General features: G+C 29.9%; 26 protein-coding genes. 4 read left to right on the forward strand and 22 right to left on the reverse strand.

Features of this window, described 5'->3' with window-relative positions; genetic code table 11:
- Nucleotides 1–60: 60 nt before the first annotated feature.
- The 6 genes from IPM32_00355 to IPM32_00380 form a co-directional block, all read right to left on the reverse strand.
- Complete coding sequence (locus IPM32_00355; protein ID MBK8943695.1) at nt 61–1503, reverse strand: hypothetical protein; 1443 nt, start codon at nt 1501–1503, stop codon at nt 61–63.
- Nucleotides 1500–3551 (reverse strand): hypothetical protein, encoded by a 2052-nt coding sequence (locus IPM32_00360; GenBank protein ID MBK8943696.1) that lies wholly within the window; start codon nt 3549–3551, stop codon nt 1500–1502. The genes IPM32_00355 and IPM32_00360 overlap by 4 nt, the downstream gene beginning before the upstream one ends.
- 16 nt (nt 3552–3567) lie before the next feature.
- The gene (locus IPM32_00365; protein MBK8943697.1) at nt 3568–4614 is read right to left on the reverse strand and encodes a T9SS type A sorting domain-containing protein; all 1047 of its coding nucleotides are present in this window, start codon (nt 4612–4614) and stop codon (nt 3568–3570) included.
- A 113-nt stretch (nt 4615–4727) separates the two neighbouring features.
- Nucleotides 4728–7742, reverse strand: a complete 3015-nt coding sequence (locus tag IPM32_00370) for a hypothetical protein (GenBank protein MBK8943698.1) — start codon at nt 7740–7742, stop codon at nt 4728–4730.
- A gap of 85 nt (nt 7743–7827) precedes the next feature.
- Nucleotides 7828–8154 carry a DUF3467 domain-containing protein gene (locus IPM32_00375; protein ID MBK8943699.1) on the reverse strand — a complete coding sequence of 109 codons (327 nt, stop codon included), beginning with the start codon at nt 8152–8154 and terminating at the stop codon, nt 7828–7830.
- A gap of 81 nt (nt 8155–8235) precedes the next feature.
- Nucleotides 8236–9375 carry a tetratricopeptide repeat protein gene (locus IPM32_00380; protein MBK8943700.1) on the reverse strand — a complete coding sequence of 380 codons (1140 nt, stop codon included), beginning with the start codon at nt 9373–9375 and terminating at the stop codon, nt 8236–8238.
- A gap of 225 nt (nt 9376–9600) precedes the next feature.
- Here IPM32_00380 and IPM32_00385 point away from each other — a divergent pair, with 225 nt between their 5' ends.
- From IPM32_00385 to IPM32_00400, 4 genes are all read left to right on the forward strand, one after another.
- Nucleotides 9601–10689: an adenosine deaminase gene (locus IPM32_00385; protein ID MBK8943701.1), complete on the forward strand. Its 1089-nt coding sequence runs from the start codon at nt 9601–9603 to the stop codon at nt 10687–10689.
- Between the two features lie 92 nt (nt 10690–10781).
- Nucleotides 10782–11024, forward strand: coding sequence for a hypothetical protein (locus tag IPM32_00390; protein MBK8943702.1), 243 nt, complete (start codon nt 10782–10784; stop codon nt 11022–11024).
- Nucleotides 11017–12678: a urocanate hydratase gene (gene hutU / locus IPM32_00395; GenBank protein MBK8943703.1), complete on the forward strand. Its 1662-nt coding sequence runs from the start codon at nt 11017–11019 to the stop codon at nt 12676–12678. Before IPM32_00390 ends, hutU begins: the two co-directional genes overlap by 8 nt.
- 16 nt (nt 12679–12694) lie before the next feature.
- Complete coding sequence (locus IPM32_00400) at nt 12695–13882, forward strand: phosphoglycerate dehydrogenase (protein MBK8943704.1); 1188 nt, start codon at nt 12695–12697, stop codon at nt 13880–13882.
- A gap of 32 nt (nt 13883–13914) precedes the next feature.
- Here IPM32_00400 and IPM32_00405 read toward each other — a convergent pair whose 3' ends face one another.
- The 16 genes from IPM32_00405 to IPM32_00480 all read right to left on the reverse strand — a co-directional run bounded on the left by IPM32_00405 (nt 13915) and on the right by IPM32_00480 (nt 24120).
- Complete coding sequence (locus IPM32_00405) at nt 13915–14667, reverse strand: hypothetical protein (GenBank protein ID MBK8943705.1); 753 nt, start codon at nt 14665–14667, stop codon at nt 13915–13917.
- A gap of 49 nt (nt 14668–14716) precedes the next feature.
- Nucleotides 14717–15061 (reverse strand): 50S ribosomal protein L19, encoded by a 345-nt coding sequence (rplS, locus tag IPM32_00410; protein ID MBK8943706.1) that lies wholly within the window; start codon nt 15059–15061, stop codon nt 14717–14719.
- A gap of 2 nt (nt 15062–15063) precedes the next feature.
- On the reverse strand, nt 15064–15744 hold the full coding sequence (gene trmD, locus IPM32_00415) for a tRNA (guanosine(37)-N1)-methyltransferase TrmD (protein MBK8943707.1): 681 nt from the start codon (nt 15742–15744) through the stop codon (nt 15064–15066).
- Nucleotides 15734–16249, reverse strand: coding sequence for a 16S rRNA processing protein RimM (gene rimM / locus IPM32_00420; protein ID MBK8943708.1), 516 nt, complete (start codon nt 16247–16249; stop codon nt 15734–15736). The genes trmD and rimM overlap by 11 nt, the downstream gene beginning before the upstream one ends.
- 4 nt (nt 16250–16253) lie before the next feature.
- Entirely contained in the window at nt 16254–16487 is a 234-nt protein-coding gene (locus tag IPM32_00425) for a KH domain-containing protein (protein MBK8943709.1), read from the reverse strand.
- 101 nt (nt 16488–16588) lie between these two features.
- A complete protein-coding gene (gene rpsP, locus IPM32_00430) occupies nt 16589–17056 on the reverse strand; it encodes a 30S ribosomal protein S16 (protein MBK8943710.1) in 468 nt (155 codons plus the stop codon).
- 26 nt (nt 17057–17082) lie between these two features.
- Nucleotides 17083–18417, reverse strand: a complete 1335-nt coding sequence (gene ffh, locus IPM32_00435) for a signal recognition particle protein (protein ID MBK8943711.1) — start codon at nt 18415–18417, stop codon at nt 17083–17085.
- A gap of 26 nt (nt 18418–18443) precedes the next feature.
- Nucleotides 18444–19328: an ATP synthase F1 subunit gamma gene (atpG, locus tag IPM32_00440; GenBank protein MBK8943712.1), complete on the reverse strand. Its 885-nt coding sequence runs from the start codon at nt 19326–19328 to the stop codon at nt 18444–18446.
- A gap of 11 nt (nt 19329–19339) precedes the next feature.
- A complete protein-coding gene (locus tag IPM32_00445) occupies nt 19340–20893 on the reverse strand; it encodes a F0F1 ATP synthase subunit alpha (protein MBK8943713.1) in 1554 nt (517 codons plus the stop codon).
- Between the two features lie 24 nt (nt 20894–20917).
- Nucleotides 20918–21472, reverse strand: a complete 555-nt coding sequence (atpH, locus tag IPM32_00450; protein ID MBK8943714.1) for an ATP synthase F1 subunit delta — start codon at nt 21470–21472, stop codon at nt 20918–20920.
- A 3-nt stretch (nt 21473–21475) separates the two neighbouring features.
- Nucleotides 21476–21997: a F0F1 ATP synthase subunit B gene (gene atpF / locus IPM32_00455; protein MBK8943715.1), complete on the reverse strand. Its 522-nt coding sequence runs from the start codon at nt 21995–21997 to the stop codon at nt 21476–21478.
- A gap of 53 nt (nt 21998–22050) precedes the next feature.
- Entirely contained in the window at nt 22051–22269 is a 219-nt protein-coding gene (gene atpE, locus IPM32_00460; GenBank protein ID MBK8943716.1) for an ATP synthase F0 subunit C, read from the reverse strand.
- A 25-nt stretch (nt 22270–22294) separates the two neighbouring features.
- On the reverse strand, nt 22295–23146 hold the full coding sequence (gene atpB / locus IPM32_00465) for a F0F1 ATP synthase subunit A (protein ID MBK8943717.1): 852 nt from the start codon (nt 23144–23146) through the stop codon (nt 22295–22297).
- Nucleotides 23146–23526, reverse strand: coding sequence for a hypothetical protein (locus IPM32_00470; GenBank protein ID MBK8943718.1), 381 nt, complete (start codon nt 23524–23526; stop codon nt 23146–23148). The genes atpB and IPM32_00470 overlap by 1 nt, the downstream gene beginning before the upstream one ends.
- Complete coding sequence (locus IPM32_00475; protein ID MBK8943719.1) at nt 23523–23753, reverse strand: AtpZ/AtpI family protein; 231 nt, start codon at nt 23751–23753, stop codon at nt 23523–23525. The genes IPM32_00470 and IPM32_00475 overlap by 4 nt, the downstream gene beginning before the upstream one ends.
- The gene (locus tag IPM32_00480; GenBank protein MBK8943720.1) at nt 23740–24120 is read right to left on the reverse strand and encodes a polymer-forming cytoskeletal protein; all 381 of its coding nucleotides are present in this window, start codon (nt 24118–24120) and stop codon (nt 23740–23742) included. The genes IPM32_00475 and IPM32_00480 overlap by 14 nt, the downstream gene beginning before the upstream one ends.
- Between the last annotated feature and the right edge of the window lie 2 nt (nt 24121–24122).

Here is a 24122-nt window from a genome sequence, read left to right on the forward strand (position 1 = left end):
CTGTTTTTTATCAAAAAAACTTTTGGTATTTGTGTTCTATTGTTTTTTCACTTTTTCTTATCAAAATTTCCATCGGCTTGACATTGCAAATCCCAATCTCTTTGCATTATTTCCATCAATTAGTGAATGTACGTATGAAGTTGCAAAATCAAAATCAAGTAAGCCAGTATTAAATCCAAGCCCCATTGCCCAATTAAATCCGTCAAATCCGCCGAAAGAAATTCCGCTTCTTAAATCAAACCATTTCCACGGACTCCATTCAGAACCCAAAGAAAATCTTGGTTCGGTTGTGTTTGCTGGCATATTATTAAATCCTTGATGATAATTAAATTCAACTAATAATTTACCGGGAAAATTTCCTTTTAAAAATTTATCTACTTTAAAACCAACCCCTAATTTCATTGCAGTTGAAAGACTTGTAGAAAATTCATCAATAAATTTTCCTTCTCCGGTTATTGCTTCACCTAAAGAATCTAGAAGTTTTTCATCAGTAATATCTTCTAATAAATATGATGCAGAAGAAGAATATTCAATTGCTTCATTATTCCAATTTATACTTCCTAAATCAGTTAATGCAAATGCAATTTCCCATGCATTATTTAGCTCAGAATGAAAACCAAAATCAAATCCAAACCCAGTTCCAGCCGGTTTATTAAATAAACCAATTTGAGCTTCCTTTTCAATTTCATCATCCTCAAAATCATATTTAATTCCAAAACTGGGAGAAGCTGCCATTAACATTCTTGAATCGCCATTAACTTGAATATTATAATTACTTAATGTTTGTAGAGTTGTATTAATTTCATCAACACCGGCATAAAAATATCCATGAACCATTTTTAAAGTTATTCCAGCACTAAATGTTTTAAATGCATCCGGAAATAAAAACGATAAATCTTTTGCATAAGAAAGTGTATAATTTCTTAAATACCATGATTTCAGATCCATATCTTTCAAATCAAAAACTTTTTCAGTTTCATTGCCAAATAAAGCCAATTCAAAAATTTGTTTTGGCAGATTTACATTAGCACTAACCCAATCTTGAATTGAAAAAGCAAATGCGCCCATTTGTTTTGAAGGATAAATTGTTGCAGAAATTAATGTTGTTCCAAAATTTGTATTTATCATTGATCCGTTATCAAACAATCCTAGAAATTTATTTTTTTCTGCATCATCTAAATATTTACCAATTATTTGTCCGGAACCATTTTCTTCGCCAGTAAAATAATATTGGTAATCATTCAATGTAATAAAATCATTACCGGCATTAATGTTTAAATTAGGAAATGGTAAAACTGTTGATATTTCCACTGAGTGTTCTTGATCTAAAACTAAATTTGCTGGATTAACACCAATTGCATAAACTCCGGTTGATGATACAGAATTTGTCCCAGCCATTGAAATATTTTTTGCATCAACAGAACCATATGATCCAAACCCTTGTGCAAAAATTGAATTCGAAATTATGATAATTATTGTCAAGACCTGAAATAAATTTTTCATTCATCTACCTCTTCAAAATCGGTATTAAAACTTGTCTTTGCTTTTACACTAAAATTAATTTTGTTCGATGTTCTGAACTTTACATTTTCTCCGGTTGCATTTGCTGTTTCGAATGTAAACAAAACTTTTAGAAATGGATTTTTAATAAATTTAATTATGTCTTCGTTATAAAGTTTTAAAACTTGCTCAGATTTTCCGGAACTCAGAACTTCACCATTATCAGAAACAACCGGCTTGGGAATTTCCAAATATGATAGATTGTTATAAGAAGTTGGCAAGTGAAGGATTTCAGTATTGTTTGAATCAAGAACAACTGCTGTAAATAAAATTCCTACTGGAACTGTGTTTTCAATATTAAATGTAATTTCACCAGAATTAACATTATCGATATCATCATCATTTAAATCTCCAAGATCCAAATCAATTGTATCAATATATGTTGCTGCAGCAATTCCAACATTTAATGGAATTTCAAAACTAATATCTCCGTAAATTGAATCTTGATTATTAACTGTTCCAGTAATGTAATCTGGATTTATTAATCCGCTTCCAATAATATTAAAGCTATCCGGTAAATCTTTTGTGAAGCCGCTTAATAATTGCGAAATATCAATTTGTACTTCATTGCTTGATGGTAACAAAATATTATTTAAATCAATTGATTTTGTAATTGATCCATTTGTTGAAGTTAATTTTCCGTTTAGTATAAAATTTAAATCTAACGAGGTATTTAGATTTAAGAATATTTTTGCATCTTTAAATATTGCAGATTGAAAATCGAAATTATTATCAAAGTCACCAAAATCAAGTTTAAATCCGCTTTCTTTGATATTAAATTTAGTCGGTTTTAATTTACCTGTTAATGATTTTATTACAATTTCATCAAAACTAAAACCGAATGAAATGCTGTCATTTTTTGTAACAGTAGAAAGTTCTCCGGTAGAATCTGTAACAACTTCGAAAGTATAAGTAATTTTATTAGTAAGTTCTCCGGGTTTATCCGAGACAATACTCCAATTAGATAAATTTAAATCAACAACTTTATTTTTTTCATTTCTTTGCAATGGAACATTTATTACAAATTTATTCTTTTCTGCATCCAATAAATTATCGAAAGTTATTTTTGTGTTAGCTTTAACATCCAAATTATTATTGAAAACCAAATTTGCATTTCCATTTTCAATTTCTGCAGATTCTATAAATGTTGAATCATCCAATATAATTGATTTTGTTGATTCAATTGACTGGCTTGGTAATGGAGCAGTTGCAGCAGAAATTACTAGATTATCAAACAATGCAAAAATTGTTGTCCCGGATTCTTGTGGAATTACTACCTCCAAACCATTGCTGCCTATACTGTAAATGGTTCCAACATATTCAAGTTGATTTGATACTTCAACATTTATTAACGGAAATTTTAATGAATCGATTTGATATCTAGGAATTCTAACCCAATTATCAACTGAATTAGTTCTTTCAGCAATTATACTTTGATCGACTTTATTTCTTATTAAAATTCCTTGAAGGACAATATCCACCGGAAGATTATTAAACATAACTAATTTAAGTTCACCCTCATCAAGAAATATTTTTTCTACTGTTTTAATTCCTTCAATATCAATTGTAACATTTCCTTCTTGTTCCGGAAATACTTGCGTTGAACCGCTTGTAACATCTTCTGCCCATTCTTCAACTCTAATATTTGTAGCAGTAGGAATTGGAATATTTACTTTTATTGCTCCTAGTTTTTGTGAATAATTTGATTCAATTGCTTTAAAAGAGATCTGGTTTTCAACTTTCGCAGTTTTTATTGGTTGGTCATCTCCAAAGTAAATCAACCCCAATGTTTCAGGATCTTGCGAAGATTTCAGAAAGGAACTATCCTTTTCAACTATTTCTAAAAGTGTATATTCTTTTTTCGTAATTGGAAGATTTAAATCAACATCCCAGGTCGGTGAAACAAATTCGCCGGGTTTATCAAAACATGCATTTAAAAACGTTGCAATTAGTAATGCAGATATTTGTAAACTCAGTTTAACATTCTTCATTAAAACACCTAAATTTTTATTTTGTCAGAATCATTTTTCTTGTAAATCTTAATTCATCTACTTGCAAAGTATAAAAATAAATTCCGCTTGAAATTATTTTATTCCCTCCAGTTGATGTTGCGTCAAAAATTATTTCATAATTCCCGGATTGTTTTTTTTCGTTTAACAAAGTTGTAACTTCTTTTCCAAGAATATCATAAACTTTTAAAATTATATTCGATGAATTTTTATTATGTTCAAGAGGAATTGCAAATTTGATTTTTGTTGTTGGATTAAACGGATTCGGATAATTTTGGAATAATTCAAATTTTTGCGGAATTCCATTTAATTTATTTATTTGAATTGATGTTGTTGTGTCTGTAGTTGGATTTACAATTGTTCTTTTTCTTCCACCGCCAATTCTTGAAAGATGAATTGCTTTAAATTTTACCGAATCTTCAGTTTCAAAAGTTTGTATTCCATCCGAATTCCAATCATCAACTTTTTTTGAATTTATTGTCTGTTCTTCTAAAAATGCAAATGCTAAACTATCGTTTGTTCCTATTCCGGTTAAGTTTAAAAAGTTATTTAAATTTTCAGATTTGGGAAGTGAAAAATGTGCATGAAATCCTTCATTGAAATAATAACTTACTTCTTCAGGAAAATAATTTGAATCTGGCAATTCCCAAATTCTTATTTCAAAATATGAGAATAATGTGTCTTCATCAATTCCTAAATTCAAATAAGTATTTCCGGATGGCTGTAAATTTCTGATAAATATTTTCATTATTATATCATTATTTAAAGCTCCATATTCTAAAGAAAAAATTCCTCCGGTTAATGCATCATACAAATCTTGATACATTGAAAAATCAATTGGACTTGATGGAAGTGCTGTTGCCGGAATTATAAATCCTTCACCTTCTTTAAATGAACCTTCGTCAACTTTAGTATCAATTGTGCCAAAGGGCACAGTCTTCTCTAACCACAAACTATAATTTACATTATTGGAATCTTGTGCATATATTAATAGAAAGGAAAAGTTTATAAAAAGTAAAAATGTAACTTTTACCGAAATTTTCATTGTTGTCCTCAAAGATGTAATTATTACCGATATTCAATTAAAAGGAATAATATAAGAAGTCAAGTTTTGAATTCAGTTATAAATTATTAGTAATATAATTTATAATCGTAGTTTTAACCGATATGTTTAAATTGGACTTGTGTTCTTTGAGCAGATTTATTATTAAGAATTATGTTTTCTCTGTTTAATCCTTTTACATAATACATATCAATACTTCCTTTACCTTTTGTATCAACTTTTCCACGATATTCGCATTCAAAATGATCTCGTACCAACATATAGGTATAACCGGAAATATTAATTTCTCCGGGTTCACCGGAACTTTCCATTCGGCTTGCAATATTAACCGTGTCTCCCCAAATATCATATGTAAATTTCTTTGTTCCAACAACTCCTGCTACAACACTGCCGGAATGAATTCCTAATCTCATTTCCCATTTAATTCCGGAAGTTTTGTTTCTTTCTTTTATTAATCTTTGAAAATCAATTGCTGCATAAACTATACGAACTGCATGATCTTCAACTTCGTTTGGAATTCCGCATGCAGCCATGTAAGAATCGCCGATAGTTTTTAATTTTTCTAATCCGTATTTATCAATTAATTTATCAAAACTTTTAAAGATATCATTCAATTCATTTACCAATTCTTCCGGTGGAAGTACACTTGTTGTATAAGTAAATGCTTTAAAATCCGTAAATAAAATTGATACGTTTGTAAATTTTCTTGGTTTTACTCTACCATTTATTTTTAATTCATTTACCAAGCTTGAAGGTAAAATATTAAGCAATAATTCTTCACTTTTATTTTTTTCAATTTCAAGTTCGCTTGTTCTTTTTCTAACCATTGCTTCAAGAGCTTCATTTCTTTTTTGAACTTGCAATGTTTTATAATAATAGATGTAATATGCAAAACCAAGTATGCTTAAAATTGATAATGTTATAAACCACCATGTTTTATAAAATGGCGGTGAAATAGTAAATGAACTTAAAATTCTTGCTTCGCCGGTTACGTTATCACTATTTCTTGCCCTAACCCAAAAATTATAATTTCCCGGAGGAAGTGCTCTGTAAGTTACAGTATGTTCTTTGGTTTCCGACCATTGATTTTCTATTCCGTCTAATTTAATTTCGAATATTGTATCTTCTGGTTTTGCAAATGATATACTGTAAAATTCAAACGAAATATTATTTTGATTATAATCTAATTCATCTTGATTGAAAGGTTTAAATGGAATTTCATTTTGACCATCGGAAACTTTTGCATTTGTTAAAAATACATTCGGATTTTCATCAAGCGCTTCTTTATTTGGATTAATTTTGATAACGCCGTTCATTGTTCCAAACCATAAAGATCCATCTCTATCTTTAAAATAAGCTTTCTGATTTATCTCTATACTTGGAATTCCCTCACTTTTTGTTAAATATTTAAATTTAATTTTGTTTTCATTTTTAAATTTTTTGTTATCCAAAATTGATAAACCATTTAAAGTACCAACATAAAGTTTGTGGTTATCTTCCAAAATAAAATAGCTAATATTTGATGAGAGTCCATCTTTTTCTGTAATTGTTACAAAATTTTTACCATCATATCGAATAATACCACCACCGTCCGTTCCGAGCCAAAAGTACCCAAATTCATCTTGCATTATGGAGAAAATATTATTTATCGATAAACCATTAGCAGTATCAATTTGTTGAAAATTTCTTCCGTTGTATTTTAAAAGTCCGGCATAGTGAGTTGCAAACCATAAATTTCCTCTGTTGTCTTCTAAAATATCATTAACTTCAAATTTGTTGTATCCATGTTTATCGTTTAATATTTCTGAAACAATTCCAGTTTTTGGTGAAAACATACTAATTCCTTCAACTGCACCAAACCAAATATTACCTTGACTATCTTCATAAACCTTTAAGATTTTATCATATTTTAGACCATTTCTTTCATTAAATGATTTTGTATTATCTTTGCCAAATTTTGTTACACCCGTTAAGGTTCCAAACCAAATATTTTTCTTGCTATCAAGTAGAATTGAACTTAAATCATTTCCAATTAAACCGGAAGAAGTTGTTAATCTGCTGAAATAACCATTATCTAAAACTGTAACACCTTTAGCATAATGACCAAAATACATTCTGCCATTTTCATCTTGAGAAATTGGATAAACTGCTCTATCAGCAAGTCCGTTTGAAGTTGAAAAAATTTCAAACCAATCTGCTGGAAGTCGGCTAACTCCACCCATAAAAGTTCCGAACCAAATATCGCCGCGTCTATCAACAAAGCCGGATCTTATTTCGTCACTTTGTAAACCTTCATGACGATATAATTTTTTCCCATCGTATCTTAAAATTCCATTATTATAAAGTCCGAACCAAATATTTCCGTTTGCATCTTCAAGAATTACACTAACTTCTTCATTCGGAAATCCTTCTTGAATAGAGAAATTATAAAATCTTTTTCCGTTAAAAGTTGAAACTCCTTGATCAGTACCAATCCATAAAAGTCCTTCACTATCCTCAAAAATTGTTGTTACTTTATTACTTATTAAACCGTCATTTGTATTAAAAACTTTAAAACCCTTTCCATTGAACTTAATAATTCCTTTGTCTGATGTTGCAAACCAAATATTACCATTTGAATCTGTAATAATATCAGATAATTCATTACTTGGGAATCCATTTTCTTCATTGTACTTTATTATTTTTTTTCCTTCAAATTTGCATGCACCACCGTATCTTGTTGCAACCCAAACATTATCTTTTTTATCACTGGTAATTCCCCAAATAAAATTATCGCTTAAGCCGTTTGCAGTCGTAAAGTTTGTAATTTCGTCTTCAAATAAAAGTGAAAGTCCATCATTTGTACCAACCCAAAGTGTACCATGATTATCCTTAAAAAGTGCCCAAACATTTGTGCCGACTAATCCATCAGCTAAACTATAGGTTTTAACTTTAATTCCGTCAAATCGACCAATTCCGGCTTCCGTTCCGAACCAAATAAATCCGGATGAATCTTGAACTATATCATAAACTGTACTTTGAGGTAAACCGTTATCTGTAGAGTAGTGTTGAAAATTTAATGATTGGGAAAAGTGGACATTCCAATTTATTGCACTTAAAATCAGTGCCAAAATAATATGTTTGAAAAGTTTGTACAATATTTATTTTATTTTTTACGTTTATTATCGGTAACAAATCTATTTGTATTAGATTATTTTAATTTATTCTTTCATCTTTGTTAAGATTGGGAAATCCAAATTGAGGTGATGATTGTCCTTCAATATTTATTTCTCCAAACCTTTTTTCAAACTTTAATATATTATCTTGCAATGCTTTTAGTAACATTTTTGCATGCTGAGGCGTTGTAATTATTCTTGCATGTACTTTAGCTTTTGGAACTCCCGGTACAACTCTTGTAAAATCTAAAATAAATTCTGCTGGAGAATGAGTAATTATGGCTAAATTTGAATAAATTCCTTCAGCTTCTTTTTCACCAAGTTCGATATTAATTTGCTGTGCCTTATTTTCGTTGTTTTTTTCCATTTTAGTCCTCAATTAAATGAAAAGCCCATAGGTTGTCAACTGACAAAATATGGGCTCAGCAATAAATTATTAAATAATTAATTATTTGTACATATCTGCTTTCTTAAATGCTTCTTCTGATTTTTCACCCATTCCAAGATTTGCATAAACTTTACCTAATAAATCCCAAACGGCAGCTTCTTTTTCATTGAGTGAAAGGAATTTTTCAAGTAATGGTAAAGCTGCTTCAAATTTTCCTTTGTATTCTTCTGATTTTGTTTCTTTTGCTTCAGCTTCTTCTCTAATAGTTGCACCCCACTTAACATAAGTTACTGCTAAATTATATAGTGCATTTTCATAATTGGGATCAATTTCAACTGCTTTTTTGAGTTGAACTTCTGCTTCCGGATATTCATTAGCATTTAATAATAATGATCCATAATTATATCTGTACATTTTATTTTCCGGATCTTGTTGAACCCCAGCTTTAAAAGCATCTTTGGCTACATCTAATTTTTCAGCACCAATATATGCATTTGATAAAAGCAATAAAATATCTCCATCTGTCGGATGTTCTTTTCTTCCTTTTTCTAAAACTTCAATTGATTTATTAAAATATTCCATTCCTTTATCTTTATCTCCCGCTTCTTTAACTTCAACACCTTTCTGAAGATAAATTTCGCCAAGCTGTGCATAAGAATCCGGTGTATTTGTTAATTCAACAATTTTTGTAAAAGGAACAATTGCAGCTTCTCTATCACCTTTATTCAAATATGCATAAGCTAAGTTCAAATAAGTATCTGCAGAATCCGGTTGGCAAGCAATTGCATTGTTGAATTTTTCAATTGATTCATCAAAAATTATTTTTGCGCTGTCTGTATTCCCAGCTTTTGCACCTTTATTAAAAAGTTGCACACCTTTGTTGAAACTATCTGCCCAATGATATCTTTTTGATTCTTCAATATTTTTTTCAAACTTGTTACTGATTTTTGATGATTGATTAAAATTTTCTAACATTTTTGTAATATTACCTTTTTCACCATTAATATATCCAAGCAAATAAAATCCTTCATCGCTTTTAGGATTTTTCTGAACTTCTTTTTCCAAAGATTCAATTGCTTTATCATAATTATTTTGCTGAATATAAAGCTTCGCACTTGTTAATTCTGTTGATGAACATTGGAATGCTGAAAATCCCAATACAATTGAAACTAATAAAATAACACTTACTAACCTCTTCATTTAAACCTCAATTTTATTTTGAAAACTTTTTACTTAAAATTATCTTAATAAAAATAATTTTTAACCAACTAAAATTAACATATTCTTTAATATTTTGCTTCAAATAATTACTTAAAATCCATTTATTCTTACCACCAAAACATTAATAATATTCATTTTTGATTTTAACCTAAATTGCTTTTACTTTCTAAAAAGAATATTTTTAGTTATTAAAATAGGACTATTATGACCACTGAAAACATAATTAGAGAAGTTCCTAAAGTTTTACTTCATGATCACCTTGATGGCGGATTGCGAGCTGAAACCATTATTGATTTGGCAAAAAAACAGAACTATAAAAAGCTTCCGACACATAATCCTTCCGAACTTGCCGAATGGTTTCATCGAGGAGCAAATAAAGGAAATTTGGTTGAATATTTGCAAGGATTTGAACACACATGTGCAATTATGCAGACTAAAGAATCTTTAGAAAGAGTGGCTTATGAAATGATTGAAGATATGTATAAAGACGGCGTGTGTTATGTTGAAACAAGATTTGCACCAATTCTACATTTAGAAAAAAATCTTCATTATGATGATGTTGTAAATTCTGTTTTAGAAGGATTGGAAAGAGGGAAAAAAGATTTTGGTGTTGGTTACGGAGTTATTTTGTGCGGAATGAGAAATATGAAAAAATCTTTAGAAATTGCCGAGCTTGCAGTTAATTATAGAAACAAAGGTGTAGTTGGTTTTGATTTAGCCGGAGAGGAAGGTGGTTATCCTCCAAAAGATCATTTAGATGCATTTCAATTTATTCAAAGAGAAAATTTTAATATTACAATTCACGCCGGCGAAGCTTTTGGAAAAGAATCAATTTGGCAAGCAATTCAATTTTGCGGAGCTCATAGAATTGGTCATGCAACAAGATTATTAGAAGATGTTGTACTTGATAAAGATGGCGAAGTTATATCATTAGGTGAATTAGCACAGTATGTATTGGATAAAAGACTTCCATTAGAAATATGTCTTTTAAGCAATGTTCATACTGGTGCGGTTGATGTTTTGGAAAATCATCCATTCAGCATTTTTTATAAGAAAAAATTTAGAGTTTTCTTGAACACTGATGATAGACTTATGAGCGACACAACTCTTACAAAAGAATATAGTATTGCCGCAGAGAAATTTGGAATTACTTTAGATGATATTGAAAAACTTAATATCAATGCAATGAAGTCTTCTTTCTTACCTTATGAAGAAAGACTTAAATATATTTACAATATAATTAAACCAGGCTATCAAAAAATCAGAGAAAAATTACTTTCATTTAAAAATTAATTATGAAAAAATTATTTAAAAATTACGAATTTGAATTTGATAATAATCAAAAAAAAATAATTACAACGTTTTCTAAACAAGCAATTAAGCAAATGGAAACGGATGATAGATTTATCCGCGATGTAAATATTTTCAAATCCATTATAGAAAAATTCAACTCCACTAGTGACCTAGTAAAGTTAACCAAAGAAGAAAAAACCAGATTAACATTTCAATTAAAAGAAAATACAAAACATTTGGAAAATAAAATTAAATCGAGTTGGTTTATTACAAAATGGTTTTATAAAAATATGCTTAAACAATACAATAATATTCTTACAATTTTTGCTGAATAAAATGTCAATAAAAAAAATTAAAGCCCCAATTGGAACTGAATTAAATTGTAAAGGTTGGATTCAAGAAGCTGCATTAAGAATGTTGATGAATAATCTTGATCCGGATGTTGCTGAAAATCCGGAAGAGCTAATTGTTTACGGTGGTTCCGGTAAAGCAGCAAGAAACTGGGAATCATTTAATGCAATTGTAGAATCATTAAAAAGTTTAGAAAATGATGAAACTCTTTTAGTTCAATCCGGCAAACCAGTAGGAATTTTTCAAACTCACACAAATGCACCACGGGTAATAATTTCAAATTCAATGTTAGTTCCGGATTGGGCAAATTGGGAAGAATTTAGAAAATTAGAAAATCTTGGTTTAACAATGTACGGACAAATGACAGCCGGAAGTTGGATATACATTGGAACTCAAGGAATTCTTCAAGGAACTTATGAAACATTTGCGGAATGTGCAAGACAACACTTTGATGGAACACTCGAAGGAAAGTTTTTACTTACTGCTGGAATTGGCGGAATGGGTGGGGCTCAACCTTTAGCCGCAACAATGAACGGTGCTGCTTTTTTGGGAATTGATGTCGATCGTTCGCGTTTGCAAAAAAGAATTGATACAAAATATTTAGATGTAATTGCAAAAAATCTTGATGATGCATTACAAATTGTTTTAAAAGCAAAAAAAAATAGACAAGCAATTTCAGTTGGCTTAGTTGGCAATGCCGCAGAAATTCTTCCCGAAATTTTAAATAGAAAAATTATTCCAGATATATTAACAGATCAAACTTCTGCTCATGATACATTGAACGGATATGTTCCAATGGGAATGAGTTTTGAGGAAGCAATAATCTTAAGAAAAGAAAATCCCACCGAATATATAAAAATAGCAAAACACACAATTGTAAAACATGTCGAAGCAATGCTGGAATTCCAAAAATTAGGAGCAGTTACTTTTGATTACGGAAATAATATTCGCGGTGAAGCAAAAGAAAACGGCATAAGTAATGCATTTGATTTTCCCGGATTTGTACCGACTTATATTCGACCACTTTTTTGCGATGGAAAAGGTCCATTCCGTTGGGCAGCACTTTCCGGTGATCCAAATGATATTTATGAAACCGACAAAGCCATAATTGAAACTTTCCCGGAAAATATAGCTTTAATCAGATGGATTAAAATGGCTCAAGAAAAAGTTGCATTCCAAGGATTACCGGCTAGAATTTGTTGGTTAGGTTATGGTGAACGAGCAAAAATGGGTAAAATTTTTAATCAACTTGTTGTTGAGAAAAAAGTTAAAGCTCCGATTGTTATTGGTCGTGATCATCTTGATTGCGGCTCAGTCGCTTCACCATTTCGTGAAACTGAGGCAATGAAAGATGGCAGCGATGCAATTGCCGACTGGCCAATTTTAAATGCATTGCTAAATTCAATTGGTGGTGCCAGCTGGGTTTCTGTGCATCATGGCGGTGGTGTTGGAATTGGGAAATCAATTCATGCCGGAATGGTAATTGTTGCCGATGGAACAAAAGAAGCTGAAGAAAGATTAAATAGAGTTTTAACTTATGATCCGGGTATGGGAATTATACGTCATTCAGATGCCGGATATGATAGAGCAATCAATAATGCAAAACAAAACAATATAAAAATTCCAATGATGAAATAATAAAGAGGCAAATTAAATGAAAGTTTTAATAGCTGACTCGCTACCAGAAGTTTATTTAGAGCAATTAAGGAAAAATAATCTTGAAGTAATTTACAATCCAAAATTAGGAGAAAATGATTTACCCGAAGCAGCAAAAGATGTTGATATTATTGTTGTTCGTTCAACAAAAGTAAATGAAAAAACAATATTGGAATCCAAATCATTAAATTTAATTGTTAGAGCCGGAGCTGGTTATAATAATATTAACGTTGCCGCTGCAAATAAAAGAGGAGTATATGTTGCAAATTGTCCCGGTAAAAATGCTCATGCAGTTGCAGAATTAGCAATTGGTTTAATGATTGCAATGGATAGACAAATTCATGAAAATGTAAGGGATTTTCGAAATGGAGTTTGGAATAAAGCAAAATATTCTAAAGCTAAGGGATTAAATGGAAAAACCTTAGCAATAATTGGAATGGGAAATATTGGTAAACAAGTTGCAATAACTGCTAACGCAATGGGAATGAATGTTTATGGAAAAGATATTTCGAGAATAGATGGAGTTGAGTATAAAGACTTCTCTGAATTTGATCAAGTGTTGCCGTTAGCAGATGTTATTTCATTGCATCTTCCGGTTACGCCTCAAACAAGAGGAATGTTTGATGAAAAAATGTTCAGTTATATGAAAGATGGTGCAATATTAATAAATACTTCTCGAGCAGAAGTAATAAATGAAGATGCATTAATAAAAGCTATAAAAGAGAAAAACATAAAAGTGGCTTTAGATGTTTTTAACGGAGAACCTGAAGGTAAAGATGGAACAGTTTCATCTAAATTACAAGAACTTGATAATGTTTATGTAACACATCATATTGGAGCTTCTACAGAGCAAGCACAAAACGCTGTGGCCGCTGAAACAGTAAAAATAATCATGCAATATATTGAAAGTGGAACAATTGCTCATTGGGTTAATAAAGCAAGATCATCAAATTCATATTATCAACTTTCTGTTAAACATTTTGATAAACCGGGAGTTTTAGCTTCAATAATGGATGTTTTACGACAAGCAAATATTAATATTGAAGAAGTTGAAAATATAATTTTTGAAGGCGGAATTGTTGCTCTTTGTACAATGAAATTAGTAGATCCGGCAACAAACAATATGTTGGAGGCAATTAGAAGAAATCCAAATGTATTAACTGTTTCTCACACTGCAATAAATTAAAAAAAAAATCTCCCAATTCTTTTGGGAGGTTTTCATAAAAACTTTACATCAAACATATCATCAATAATTTTTCTGAAATATAAAAGATTTATTAACTCAGCAAAACTTTCATTTGTGATTGAATTAAAATCAAAAAAAACTGTACTCTTATTATTAATTATAAATTCGTTTATTTCATCACCTAAATTAATTTTCTTAACATTTTCTACAAAATTCTTTGAAATGTTTCCTAACAAATTTTCATTTACTGAATGAAATTTTTCGAGGTCAGTTTTAGAATTTGAAACTAATAAATAATTTACATAAGGGAATTCAATAAATTCAGAAATATGTTCCGAAAAACATGTACCAATATTATATCTGTTTTTTATCCAATTCAAATTTCCCGAAACAAGATAATTTTTGTTTTCATGAAATTTATCATGAACATCAAGTTCAATCTCGGGTTGGATATTATATATTTCTTGAAAAATTATTTTGGAAAGTAAAACTTCATTTGTGCTTATATCACCTTTTAATAAAAGCTTATTAAAATTATCGTGAGCAAAATATAAAAATGTGTTTGAAATATATGCTTCAAAAGCAATAACAAATTTTTGTGAAACAAATAATTCTTTTTGATTTATCAAATCCAAAGAAGGAATAAATGCAATTGCATTTTGATGTTTATTTAATTCTTTAAGTAACAATGAAGATTCTTTAAGAATTAATTCCGGTTTATTTTTCTCATCAATTGATAAATAAAATATTGATGAAAAAATATTATTAGGTGCAATTATTTTCATAACTGTAAATAAAAAAAAGTCCGGCAGAACCGGACTAAGTAAATTCCGATTATATATTTTTAGATTTTATACGGGCAGCTTTACCGGCAAGATTTCTTAAATAATACAATTTTGCACGTCTAACTTTACCTTTTCTCACTAATTCAATTTTTGCAATTTTAGGAGAGTTCATTGGGAAAATTCTTTCAACTCCAACACCGCTAGATATTTTTCTCACTGTAAAAGTTCTGTTAAGTGCAGTTCCTCTAATACTAATTACATCACCTTCAAAAGGTTGAATTCTTTCTTTATTTCCTTCAATAACTCTAACGTGAACTTTAATTTTATCACCAGAGGCAAACTCCGGGAAATCCGTTGTTTTAGGTTCATCGATTAGTTCTTTTAACTTATCCATTTCTACTCCAAACTATTTATTTTTTTCCAATTTTCTGTTAAACTTTTTGATTGTTCTTCTTTCCACAATTTAATTTCTTTTTCATTGCCGGAAAGTAAAACTTCAGGAACTTTCATTCCTTTATATTCTGATGGTCGCGTATAAAACGGCGCTTCAATTGTTTCTCCATCCATAAATGAATCATTCAACATTGATTCACTATCCCCAATTGCACCTGGCAAAATTCTTACAATAGAATCTGTAATAACCAATGCAAGAAGTTCACCACCACTTAAAATAAAATTACCGATTGATATTTCATCGGTTGCAAATTTTTCTCTTACTCTATCGTCAATTCCTTTATAATGCCCAGCAATAATCATAATATTTTTTGCAAGAGAAAACTTATTTGCAATAGATTGATTATAAATTTTTCCTTTTGGAGTAGTAAAAATTATATGCTCGTAATTTCTTTCACTCTGTAAATTTTCAATACATTCAAAAAAAGGTTCCGGTTTAAGTAACATTCCAGCACCACCACCAAAAGGTTTATCATCAATTTGCTTATGTTTATTAAATGCAAAATCTCTCAAGTTATGAATAAAAATTTCAACGGATTTTTTCTCAACTGCTCTTTTAATAATACTTGTTTTTAAAGTACTTTGTAAAGAATCCGGAACTGCCGAAATTATATCAATTCTCATCTTTAAATATTACCGCTTCTTTTGAAAGATAAATTCTTTTTTCTTCCGGTAAAATTTTATCAAAATATTTTTTAACAGCCGGAATAAGAATTTCTTCGTTTTTATTATTCAAAATTACATAAACATCATTATTCTGCAATTTTATTAAGTCAATCATTTTTCCAAAGAACACGTTATCAAAATAAACTTCACTTTCAATAAGATCATGAATATAGAAGGAATCTTCCGGAAGTTTAATGAGATTATTTGAATCAACATACAGTTTTTTATTGATTAAAAACCGTACATCTTCTGTTGTATTAAATTTCTCAAATTTTAATACGTAATTTTCGTTGATTTTTTTGGATTTAATAACCTTCAATTCCTTCATTTTCCCAAAAAAATCAATATAAACTTTCTTGAGCTTTAAAAAACGCTCTGGAAAATCAGAGAAAGATTTTATTATAACGGAACCATCGGAGTTATGGAAATCAATGATTTCCGCTATTAAATAAAAATCACTCAATCAATTAATCAAGAATTTTGAGTATTGCCCTTTTTCCCTCTTTTGCAGCAATTGCAGTAAGAAGAGTTCTCATTGCTTGAGCAGTCTTACCTTGTTTGCCAATAACTTTACCAACGTCATCAGCACTTACTTTAAGGGTAAGCTCTACAGTATTTTCGTTGGGAATAGATTCCTGGATGCTTACACCATCAGGACTATCAACCAAGTGTTTAGCTATAAATTCAACGAATTCTTTCATGAGACTACCTTTAGATAAATTTGAGAATAGGATACTCTTTTATTTAACTCACAAAGTTCCTAATTGAAAATTATTCCAAAAGATAATGTTTAATTTTCTTTTTAAGAAACTTCTCCAGAAGCGGTATCCTTAACTTCTGTATTTTCAGCTTCTTTCTCTTTTAATTCTTGCGCGAATTTTTTCTTCTCAGCTTCAGCTTTTTCCAGTTTCTTTTTATCAGCTTTTACTTTTTTATCAGCTAAAACAGAATTTTTAACATTTTTCCATTCATCAAACTTTACAGCAATTTCATTTTCCGAAAGACCTTGTTTTTTAAGTTCTTTCTTAAGTAAAATTCCTTCTTTGTTCAACAAAGTTTTTACAGTAATTGTTGGCTGTGCGCCACAATTTAACCAATAAAGAATTCTCTCTTCATTAAGTTCAACTTGTGCATTATTACTTTTAGGATTATATGATCCTACAGCTTCAATATACTTTCCATCTCTTGGTGAACGAACATCAGCTGCCACAACTTTATAAATAGGTTGTCTTTTTTTGCCCATTCTCAATAATCTTAACTTTACTGCCAAATTAAATTATCCTCCGATATATTACATTAATTATATTTCAAATTATTAAAATTTCCAAGGAATTTTTTTCCTCCCATGGAATTAAATTTTTTCATCATTTTCTGCATTTCGTCATATTGTTTAATAAGACGATTTACATCTTGAATAGAATTTCCGCTTCCTCTTGCTATTCTTTTTCTTCGGCTTCCATTCAAAATTCTTGGTTTAGCTCTTTCTTCTTTTGTCATTGATTGAATAATAGATTCAACTTTAACAAGCTGTTTATCATCAATTTCAGCATTTTTAATTGCTGAATTCACGCCTGGAATCATATTGATCAAAGATTTTAAAGAACCCATTTTCTTTATCATCTTAATTTGCTTAAGAAAATCTTCAAAGTCAAATTTATTCGTAAGTAATTTTTTTTCTAAATCTTCGGCTTCTTTCTCATCAAATTGCTGTTGAGCTTTTTCAACTAAAGAAATTACATCTCCGCGACCAATAATTCTTGAAGCTAAACGATCCGGATGAAAAATTTCTATTGTATCTAATTTTTCACCAAGACTTACAAATTTTATTGGTTTCTGAACAACTGCTTTAATTGAAAGTGCGCATCCGCCTTTTGAATCACCATCAAGTTTTGAAAGAACAACTCCATCAAAATTTACAACTTCATTAAATGCTTTTGCAGAATTAACAGCATCTTGTCCGGTCATTGAATCAACAACAAATAAAATTTCTGTTGGATTCACAACTTTTTTAATTTCAAGAACTTCATCCATAAGTTCCTGATTTACATGCAATCTTCCGGCGGTATCAATAATAATTGTATTTAATGAATTTTCTTTTGCAAATTTTATCGATTCATCCGCAATTTTTACTGCATCTTTGCTTCCATCAATACTAAAAACCGGAACATTAATTTGCTGTCCTAATAGTTTTAATTGATCAATTGCCGCCGGTCTATAAACATCCGCTGCAGTAAGCAAAACTTTTCTATTTTTATCTTTTAAGTATTTTGCAAGTTTTCCACTGAATGTTGTTTTACCGCTTCCTTGCAAACCAACCATCAAAATAATTGTTGGTCCATTAGGGTTAAAAGTTAAATCTTGTTTTGTTGATCCCATTAATTCGGTTAACTCATCATAAATAATTTTTGTGATAAGTTGACCAGGTTTAACCGAAACAAGAACTTCTTGACCTAAAGCTTTTTCTTTAACTTGATCAATAAAATCTTTTGCAACCTTATAATTTACGTCAGCATCTAAAAGAACACGCCTAATATCTCTCAATGTATCAGAAATATTGGCTTCTGTAATTTTTCCTTGCCCGGTTACTTTTTTTAAGGCTTTTTCTAATTTTAAAGTAATATCTTCGAGCATTTTATTTAAATAAATTTAAGAACAATTTACGCAGATTTAAGTGCATTTGCACCAGAAACAATTTCCAAAATTTCTTTAGTTATTGCAGCTTGTCTTTCTTTATTGAATTTAATTTGCAAAGTTCTAATCATTTCTTTTGCGTTTTCAGTTGCCATTTCCATTGCTGTCATCCGTGCACCTAATTCTGCAGCATACGAATCTAAAAGTACAGTCCACATTTGTCCTTTCAAATGTCTTGGCAAAAGTGAATCTAAAATTTCTTTTTGAGTGGGTTCATAAATATATTCTATAGATTTTTTATTATGTTCTTCATCATTAACAATATTTTGAATTGGTAAGAATTGTTTATGCGTAATTTTCTGCTGAATTACGGATTTAAATTCATTATACACAATAATTACTTTATCATATTCTCCTAATAAAAATTTTGAAGTTAATTCATTTGCTAAAGATGCTGCAAATTCAAATTCAAGTTTAGAAAATATTCCGGGAAATGAACCAGCAATTTTTATTTTACTTTTTGATTTAAAATAATCATTACCTTTTTTTCCGACACAATAAAGTTCAACTTTTCCTTTTTCATTCAGATCTTTCAAATCGCCATTCAGCATTTCTTCGGTAATTCGAATTGCATTCATGTTAAAACCGCCGCACAATCCTCTATCAGATGTAACAACGACAAGCGCAACAGAATTTACCGGTCTTTCTAAGAATAATTGATTTTCGCTTCCAATACTTTTTAGCAGATGACTTAAAACTTCTGCCATTTTTCTTGCATAAGGTTTTGCATTAATAATATTTTCTTGAGCACGGCGTAATCTTGCCGCTGCAACCATTTTCATTGCTTTAGTAATTTGCTGAGTACTTTTAATACCGTTAATTCTTTGCTTTATATCTCTTAATGTTGCCATTTAAAATTTATTTATTCGCTTTTCTTAAACTTTGAAATAAATTCCGTAACTACTTTTTTAACATTTTCAATGATTTCATCATTTAATTGTTTCTTAGTTCTTATTTCTTCAAAAACATTTTTATTATTTACTTCAATATATTCAAGCATTTCTTTCTGAAATCTTTTAATATCTTTTACACTAATGCTATCCATAAAACCATTTGTTGCGGCAAAAATACTAACAACTTGTTTCTCAACGGGAATTGGATTGTATTGACCTTGTTTTAAAAGTTCAACTAATCTTTCACCTTTTGCCAAAGTTCTTTGTGTTGCTTGATCCAAATCAGAACCAAATTTTGCAAATGCTTCTAATTCTCTATATTGAGCTAAATCCAATTTTAAAGTTCCGGCAACTTTTTTCATAGCCTTAATTTGTGCATTTCCACCAACACGGGAAACGCTTATACCAACATTTATTGCGGGACGAACTCCGGCATTAAATAAATTTGGTTCAAGATAAATTTGTCCATCGGTAATAGAAATTACGTTTGTCGGAATATAAGCAGATACGTCGCCTTGCTGAGTTTCAATAATTGGCAAAGCAGTTAAACTTCCGCCGCCTAATTTATCACTAAGTTTTGAGGCTCTTTCCAACAATCTTGAATGAAGATAAAAAATATCACCTGGATATGCTTCACGTCCAGGTGGTCTTCTTAAAAGTAATGAAAGTTCTCTATATGCAACAGCTTGTTTTGATAAATCATCATAAATTGCGAGTGCATGTTTTCCATTATCTCTAAAATATTCAGCTAATGTTGCTCCAGAATATGGAGCTATATATTGTAAAGGTGCGGGATCTGAACTTGCTGCAGAAACAACGGTTGTATAAGCCATTGCGCCATGTTCTTCTAATTTATTTACAACTTGTGCAACTGTAGATGCTTTTTGTCCAATTGCTACATAAACACAGTAAACTGGCTTTATTCCATTTGCATTTGCTTCTTCTGAATGAGTATATTTTTGATTTATAATTGTATCAATTGCAACCGCAGTTTTACCGGTTTGTCTGTCGCCAATAATTAATTCTCTTTGCCCTCTACCAATAGGAATCATTGCATCTACCGCAGCAATACCAGTTTGTAAAGGCTCTGTAACAGGTTGACGTGCAACAACACCTAATGCTTTTCTTTCAATCGGTAAATATTTTGTTGCTTGAATTGGACCTTTACCATCAAGTGGAATTCCCAGCGGAGTAATTACTCTTCCTAAAAATTCTTCTCCTACAGGAATAGAAGCAACTCGTTTTGTTCTTTTTACTTGATCACCTTCTTTTATTAGTGAGCTATCACCGAAAATAACACAGCCAACGCTGTCTTCATCTAAATTTAGTACCATTCCAATAATTTCATTAGGGAATTCAATAAGCTCACTTGCCATAACTTGAGATAATCCATAAACTTGAGCAATTCCATCTCCAACAGCTAAAACGGTTCCAACATCATAAATATCAATTTCATTATCAAAACCGGATAATTGCTTTCTCAATATTGCAGAAACTTCATCAGGTCTAACTTGAGCCATTATTTTGCCTTATAATAAAATTCTAAATTAATTACTTAAATAACTTTGATCAAATAAACGTTTTTTTAACAATTCTAATTGATGCTGAATTGATGCATCAATAATTGTATCATTAAATTTTGCTTTAAATCCGCCAATAATTGAATTATCAATCTTATAATTTGCAATAATATTTTTTTTCAACATATCTGTTAATTTTTTTTCGATGTTAGCTTTCTGATTTTTAGTTAATTCAACTGCACTAATAATTTCAACATTTGCGTTGTTTAATTTTTCATCAGATAAACTCAAAAATCTTTTTGTTATATCTAACAAAAGATTTGCTCTTTCTTTTTCAATCAAAAAATTGAGAAAACTAACTGAATCACTACAAACATGCTGATTAAATATTTCGTTGAGTATTGTCTTTTTTTTCTGCGAATTTATAATTGGATTGCCCAATAATTTTTTTAATTCTTTCGATTCAGATAATGTTAAATTTATAAGTTTCATATCTTCTACAATTTGCGTAAATGAGTTATTGCTTTCGGCAATTCCCATAAGTGCATTTGCATATCTTGTTGAAATTATAAATTCACTCATTTACTAATTCTTTGATAAATCGTTTATAAATTCATTAACAATTTTTTCTTGCTTTTCTTTATCTAAATTGCTTCTTAAAATTTTCTCTGCAGCATTAACTGCAATGGAAGCAACTTCTTGTTTAAGATTATTAAATGCTTCAGCATTTTTTCTTTCAATTTCCAATGAAGCATTATCAATCATTTTTTTTGCTTCAACTTTACTTTCCTCAAGTATTTGAGATTTTAAACTTTCTGCATAATCTCTTCCTTGCGCAATAATTTTTTGAGCTTCACTTTCAGCATTAGCTAAATTTTGCTTGTTCTGCTCAAGTAATAATTCAGCTTCTTTTTTAGCAGTTTCAGCTTTTTCAACTGATTGTTTTATGAAATTTTCTCGCTCGTTTAGAGAATTTAAAATCGGTTTCCAAGCCATCTTTTTCAAAACTAAAAGCAGTAAAACGAAAGTTACAACAGTCCAAAAAATCAAACCAGGATTTACATCCAAGAGACTTCCAGAACTTTCTCCGCCGGAATACAGCAACATAATGAAAGCAGAAAATGCCATCATAATAAATTTCCTCTAATTAAATATTTTTTCTACTTAAGAGCTAAAAGTATACAAATAACAAGAGCAAAAAGCGAAATACCTTCAATAAGAGCAGCAGCAATAATCATTGAAGTTCTAATATCACCGGCAGCTTCTGGCTGGCGACCACTTGCTTCCATTGCTGATGCAGCTAATTTTCCAATACCTAAAGCACCGCCAAATATTGTTAATCCGGCTCCTAAACCAGCAGCTAAATAAGCAAATTCCATTTATTTCCTCCTAATTTATAAATAATTAATGATCTTGATGAACTGCCATTCCAATAAATAATGATGACAGCATTGTAAAAATATATGCTTGAATTAATGCAACTAAAATTTCAAGCAAATATATAAATAATGCAAAAGCTACCGAAACGGGAGCTACAAAAAATGTTTGTAAGATAAAAATCAATCCAAGTAAGGCCATAATTACAATATGACCGGCTGTCATATTTGCAAATAATCTTATTGCCAATGCAAATGGTTTTGTAAATAATCCTAAAATTTCAACAACAAACATAATTGGTAATAACCAACCAGGAACTCCATGCGGAATCAAACCTTTAAAGTAACCAAACGCACCATTTTTCATCATTCCGCCAGCTTGAATAACAATAAATGAAATTATTGCTAATGTAGCTGTTACAGAAATATTACTTGTCGCAGTTGCTCCATATGGAAGCAAACCTAAAAAATTACAAACAAGAATAAAGAAAAATACTGTTAAGAGATAAGGAAGAAATTTCTCATAACCTTTTCCTATTGTTGGTTTTGCAATTTCATCTCTTACAAATAAAACAAGTACTTCCATAATGTTGGAAAGTCCTTTTGGTAAAAGAGTTTTTTTATAAGATTTTGCAACAAAATTAAAAATTATAACTAATAATGCAAAAGCAATCCACATAAAAACGATATGTTTCGTAATTGAAATATCAAAACCAAATAAGTTAATATGAGGTAATGGAATTGTAAAAAACGGTTCAAAATCTAACGAATTACTATCCATTATATGATGCATTATCCAACCAGTTCCACCACTTTCGCTTTGTGTATTTGTGGAGGTTTGCAGACTATCAGCAACAGTTTTAATTTCTTCGGAATACATCAAAATTTGCTATTTTCTTTATATTTAATGTAAAAAAACACTTCTAGTATCAATGAAATAAAGTAAAATAAAAAGAATATAAATATAAACGCATATTCATCAATTTTCAAGAATTTTATTACGAGTAGAAAAATGATTAAAATTCCCATTAAGCGAATTCCCAATCCACCTAAATTATAAATCATAAATGATGAACTTCCTTTTTTGTATGAAACTTGAAACAACTTTACAGCTGCGAATGCATTTGCTAGATTAATTCCAGCAGCTAATAGAGATGAAAGAAGAAATAATGATGAAATTGTTTGTGTAAAATATAGAATTGAAATAATTGATAAAATTATGATGTAAAAAAATATAATTTGCTGATAAAACCTTTTCACTTTTTCTTTTTATTTAATTCAATTGTAGATTTTATTACATTATAAATTCCGGCAAAGCCGCCAATAAAACTGAAAATGATTGTTAGAATAGGATAAAATTGAAGTTTTTCATCTAACCATTTTCCCAAAAAGAACATTAAAATTATCGATGCAGCTAACTGTGTTCCTAAACCTAAATAGGGTCCAATTTCTTTATAAGATTTAATTAACTTATTATTTTGTTCCACTTTGTAAATTAGAATTTGCTGATGGAGATTGTGTCATCGAACTTTTTCCATCAAATTTAGCTCCTTCAACAACAACCAATATTTTTGTAATTATATCGCCTTTTATATTTGAAGAAGCTTCTAGAGTAAGCTTTTCTTCAATTTTCAATATTCCATCTACCTTTCCGCTTGCTGTCATATTTTTTGCAGAAACTTGACCCTTAATTTCTGCAGAAGGACCTAATGTAAGATTTCCTTTTACAATTACATCTCCATTTATTTTTCCATCAATTCTAACATTTCCATTACTTGTAATTTTTCCTTCAATATTAACTCCATCACTAAGGATGCTTACGTCTTCGGAATATCCATTTTCTTTTTTTAACATAT

This window comes from Ignavibacteriota bacterium, from assembly GCA_016716225.1.
Classification (GTDB): domain Bacteria; phylum Bacteroidota; class Ignavibacteria; order Ignavibacteriales; family Melioribacteraceae.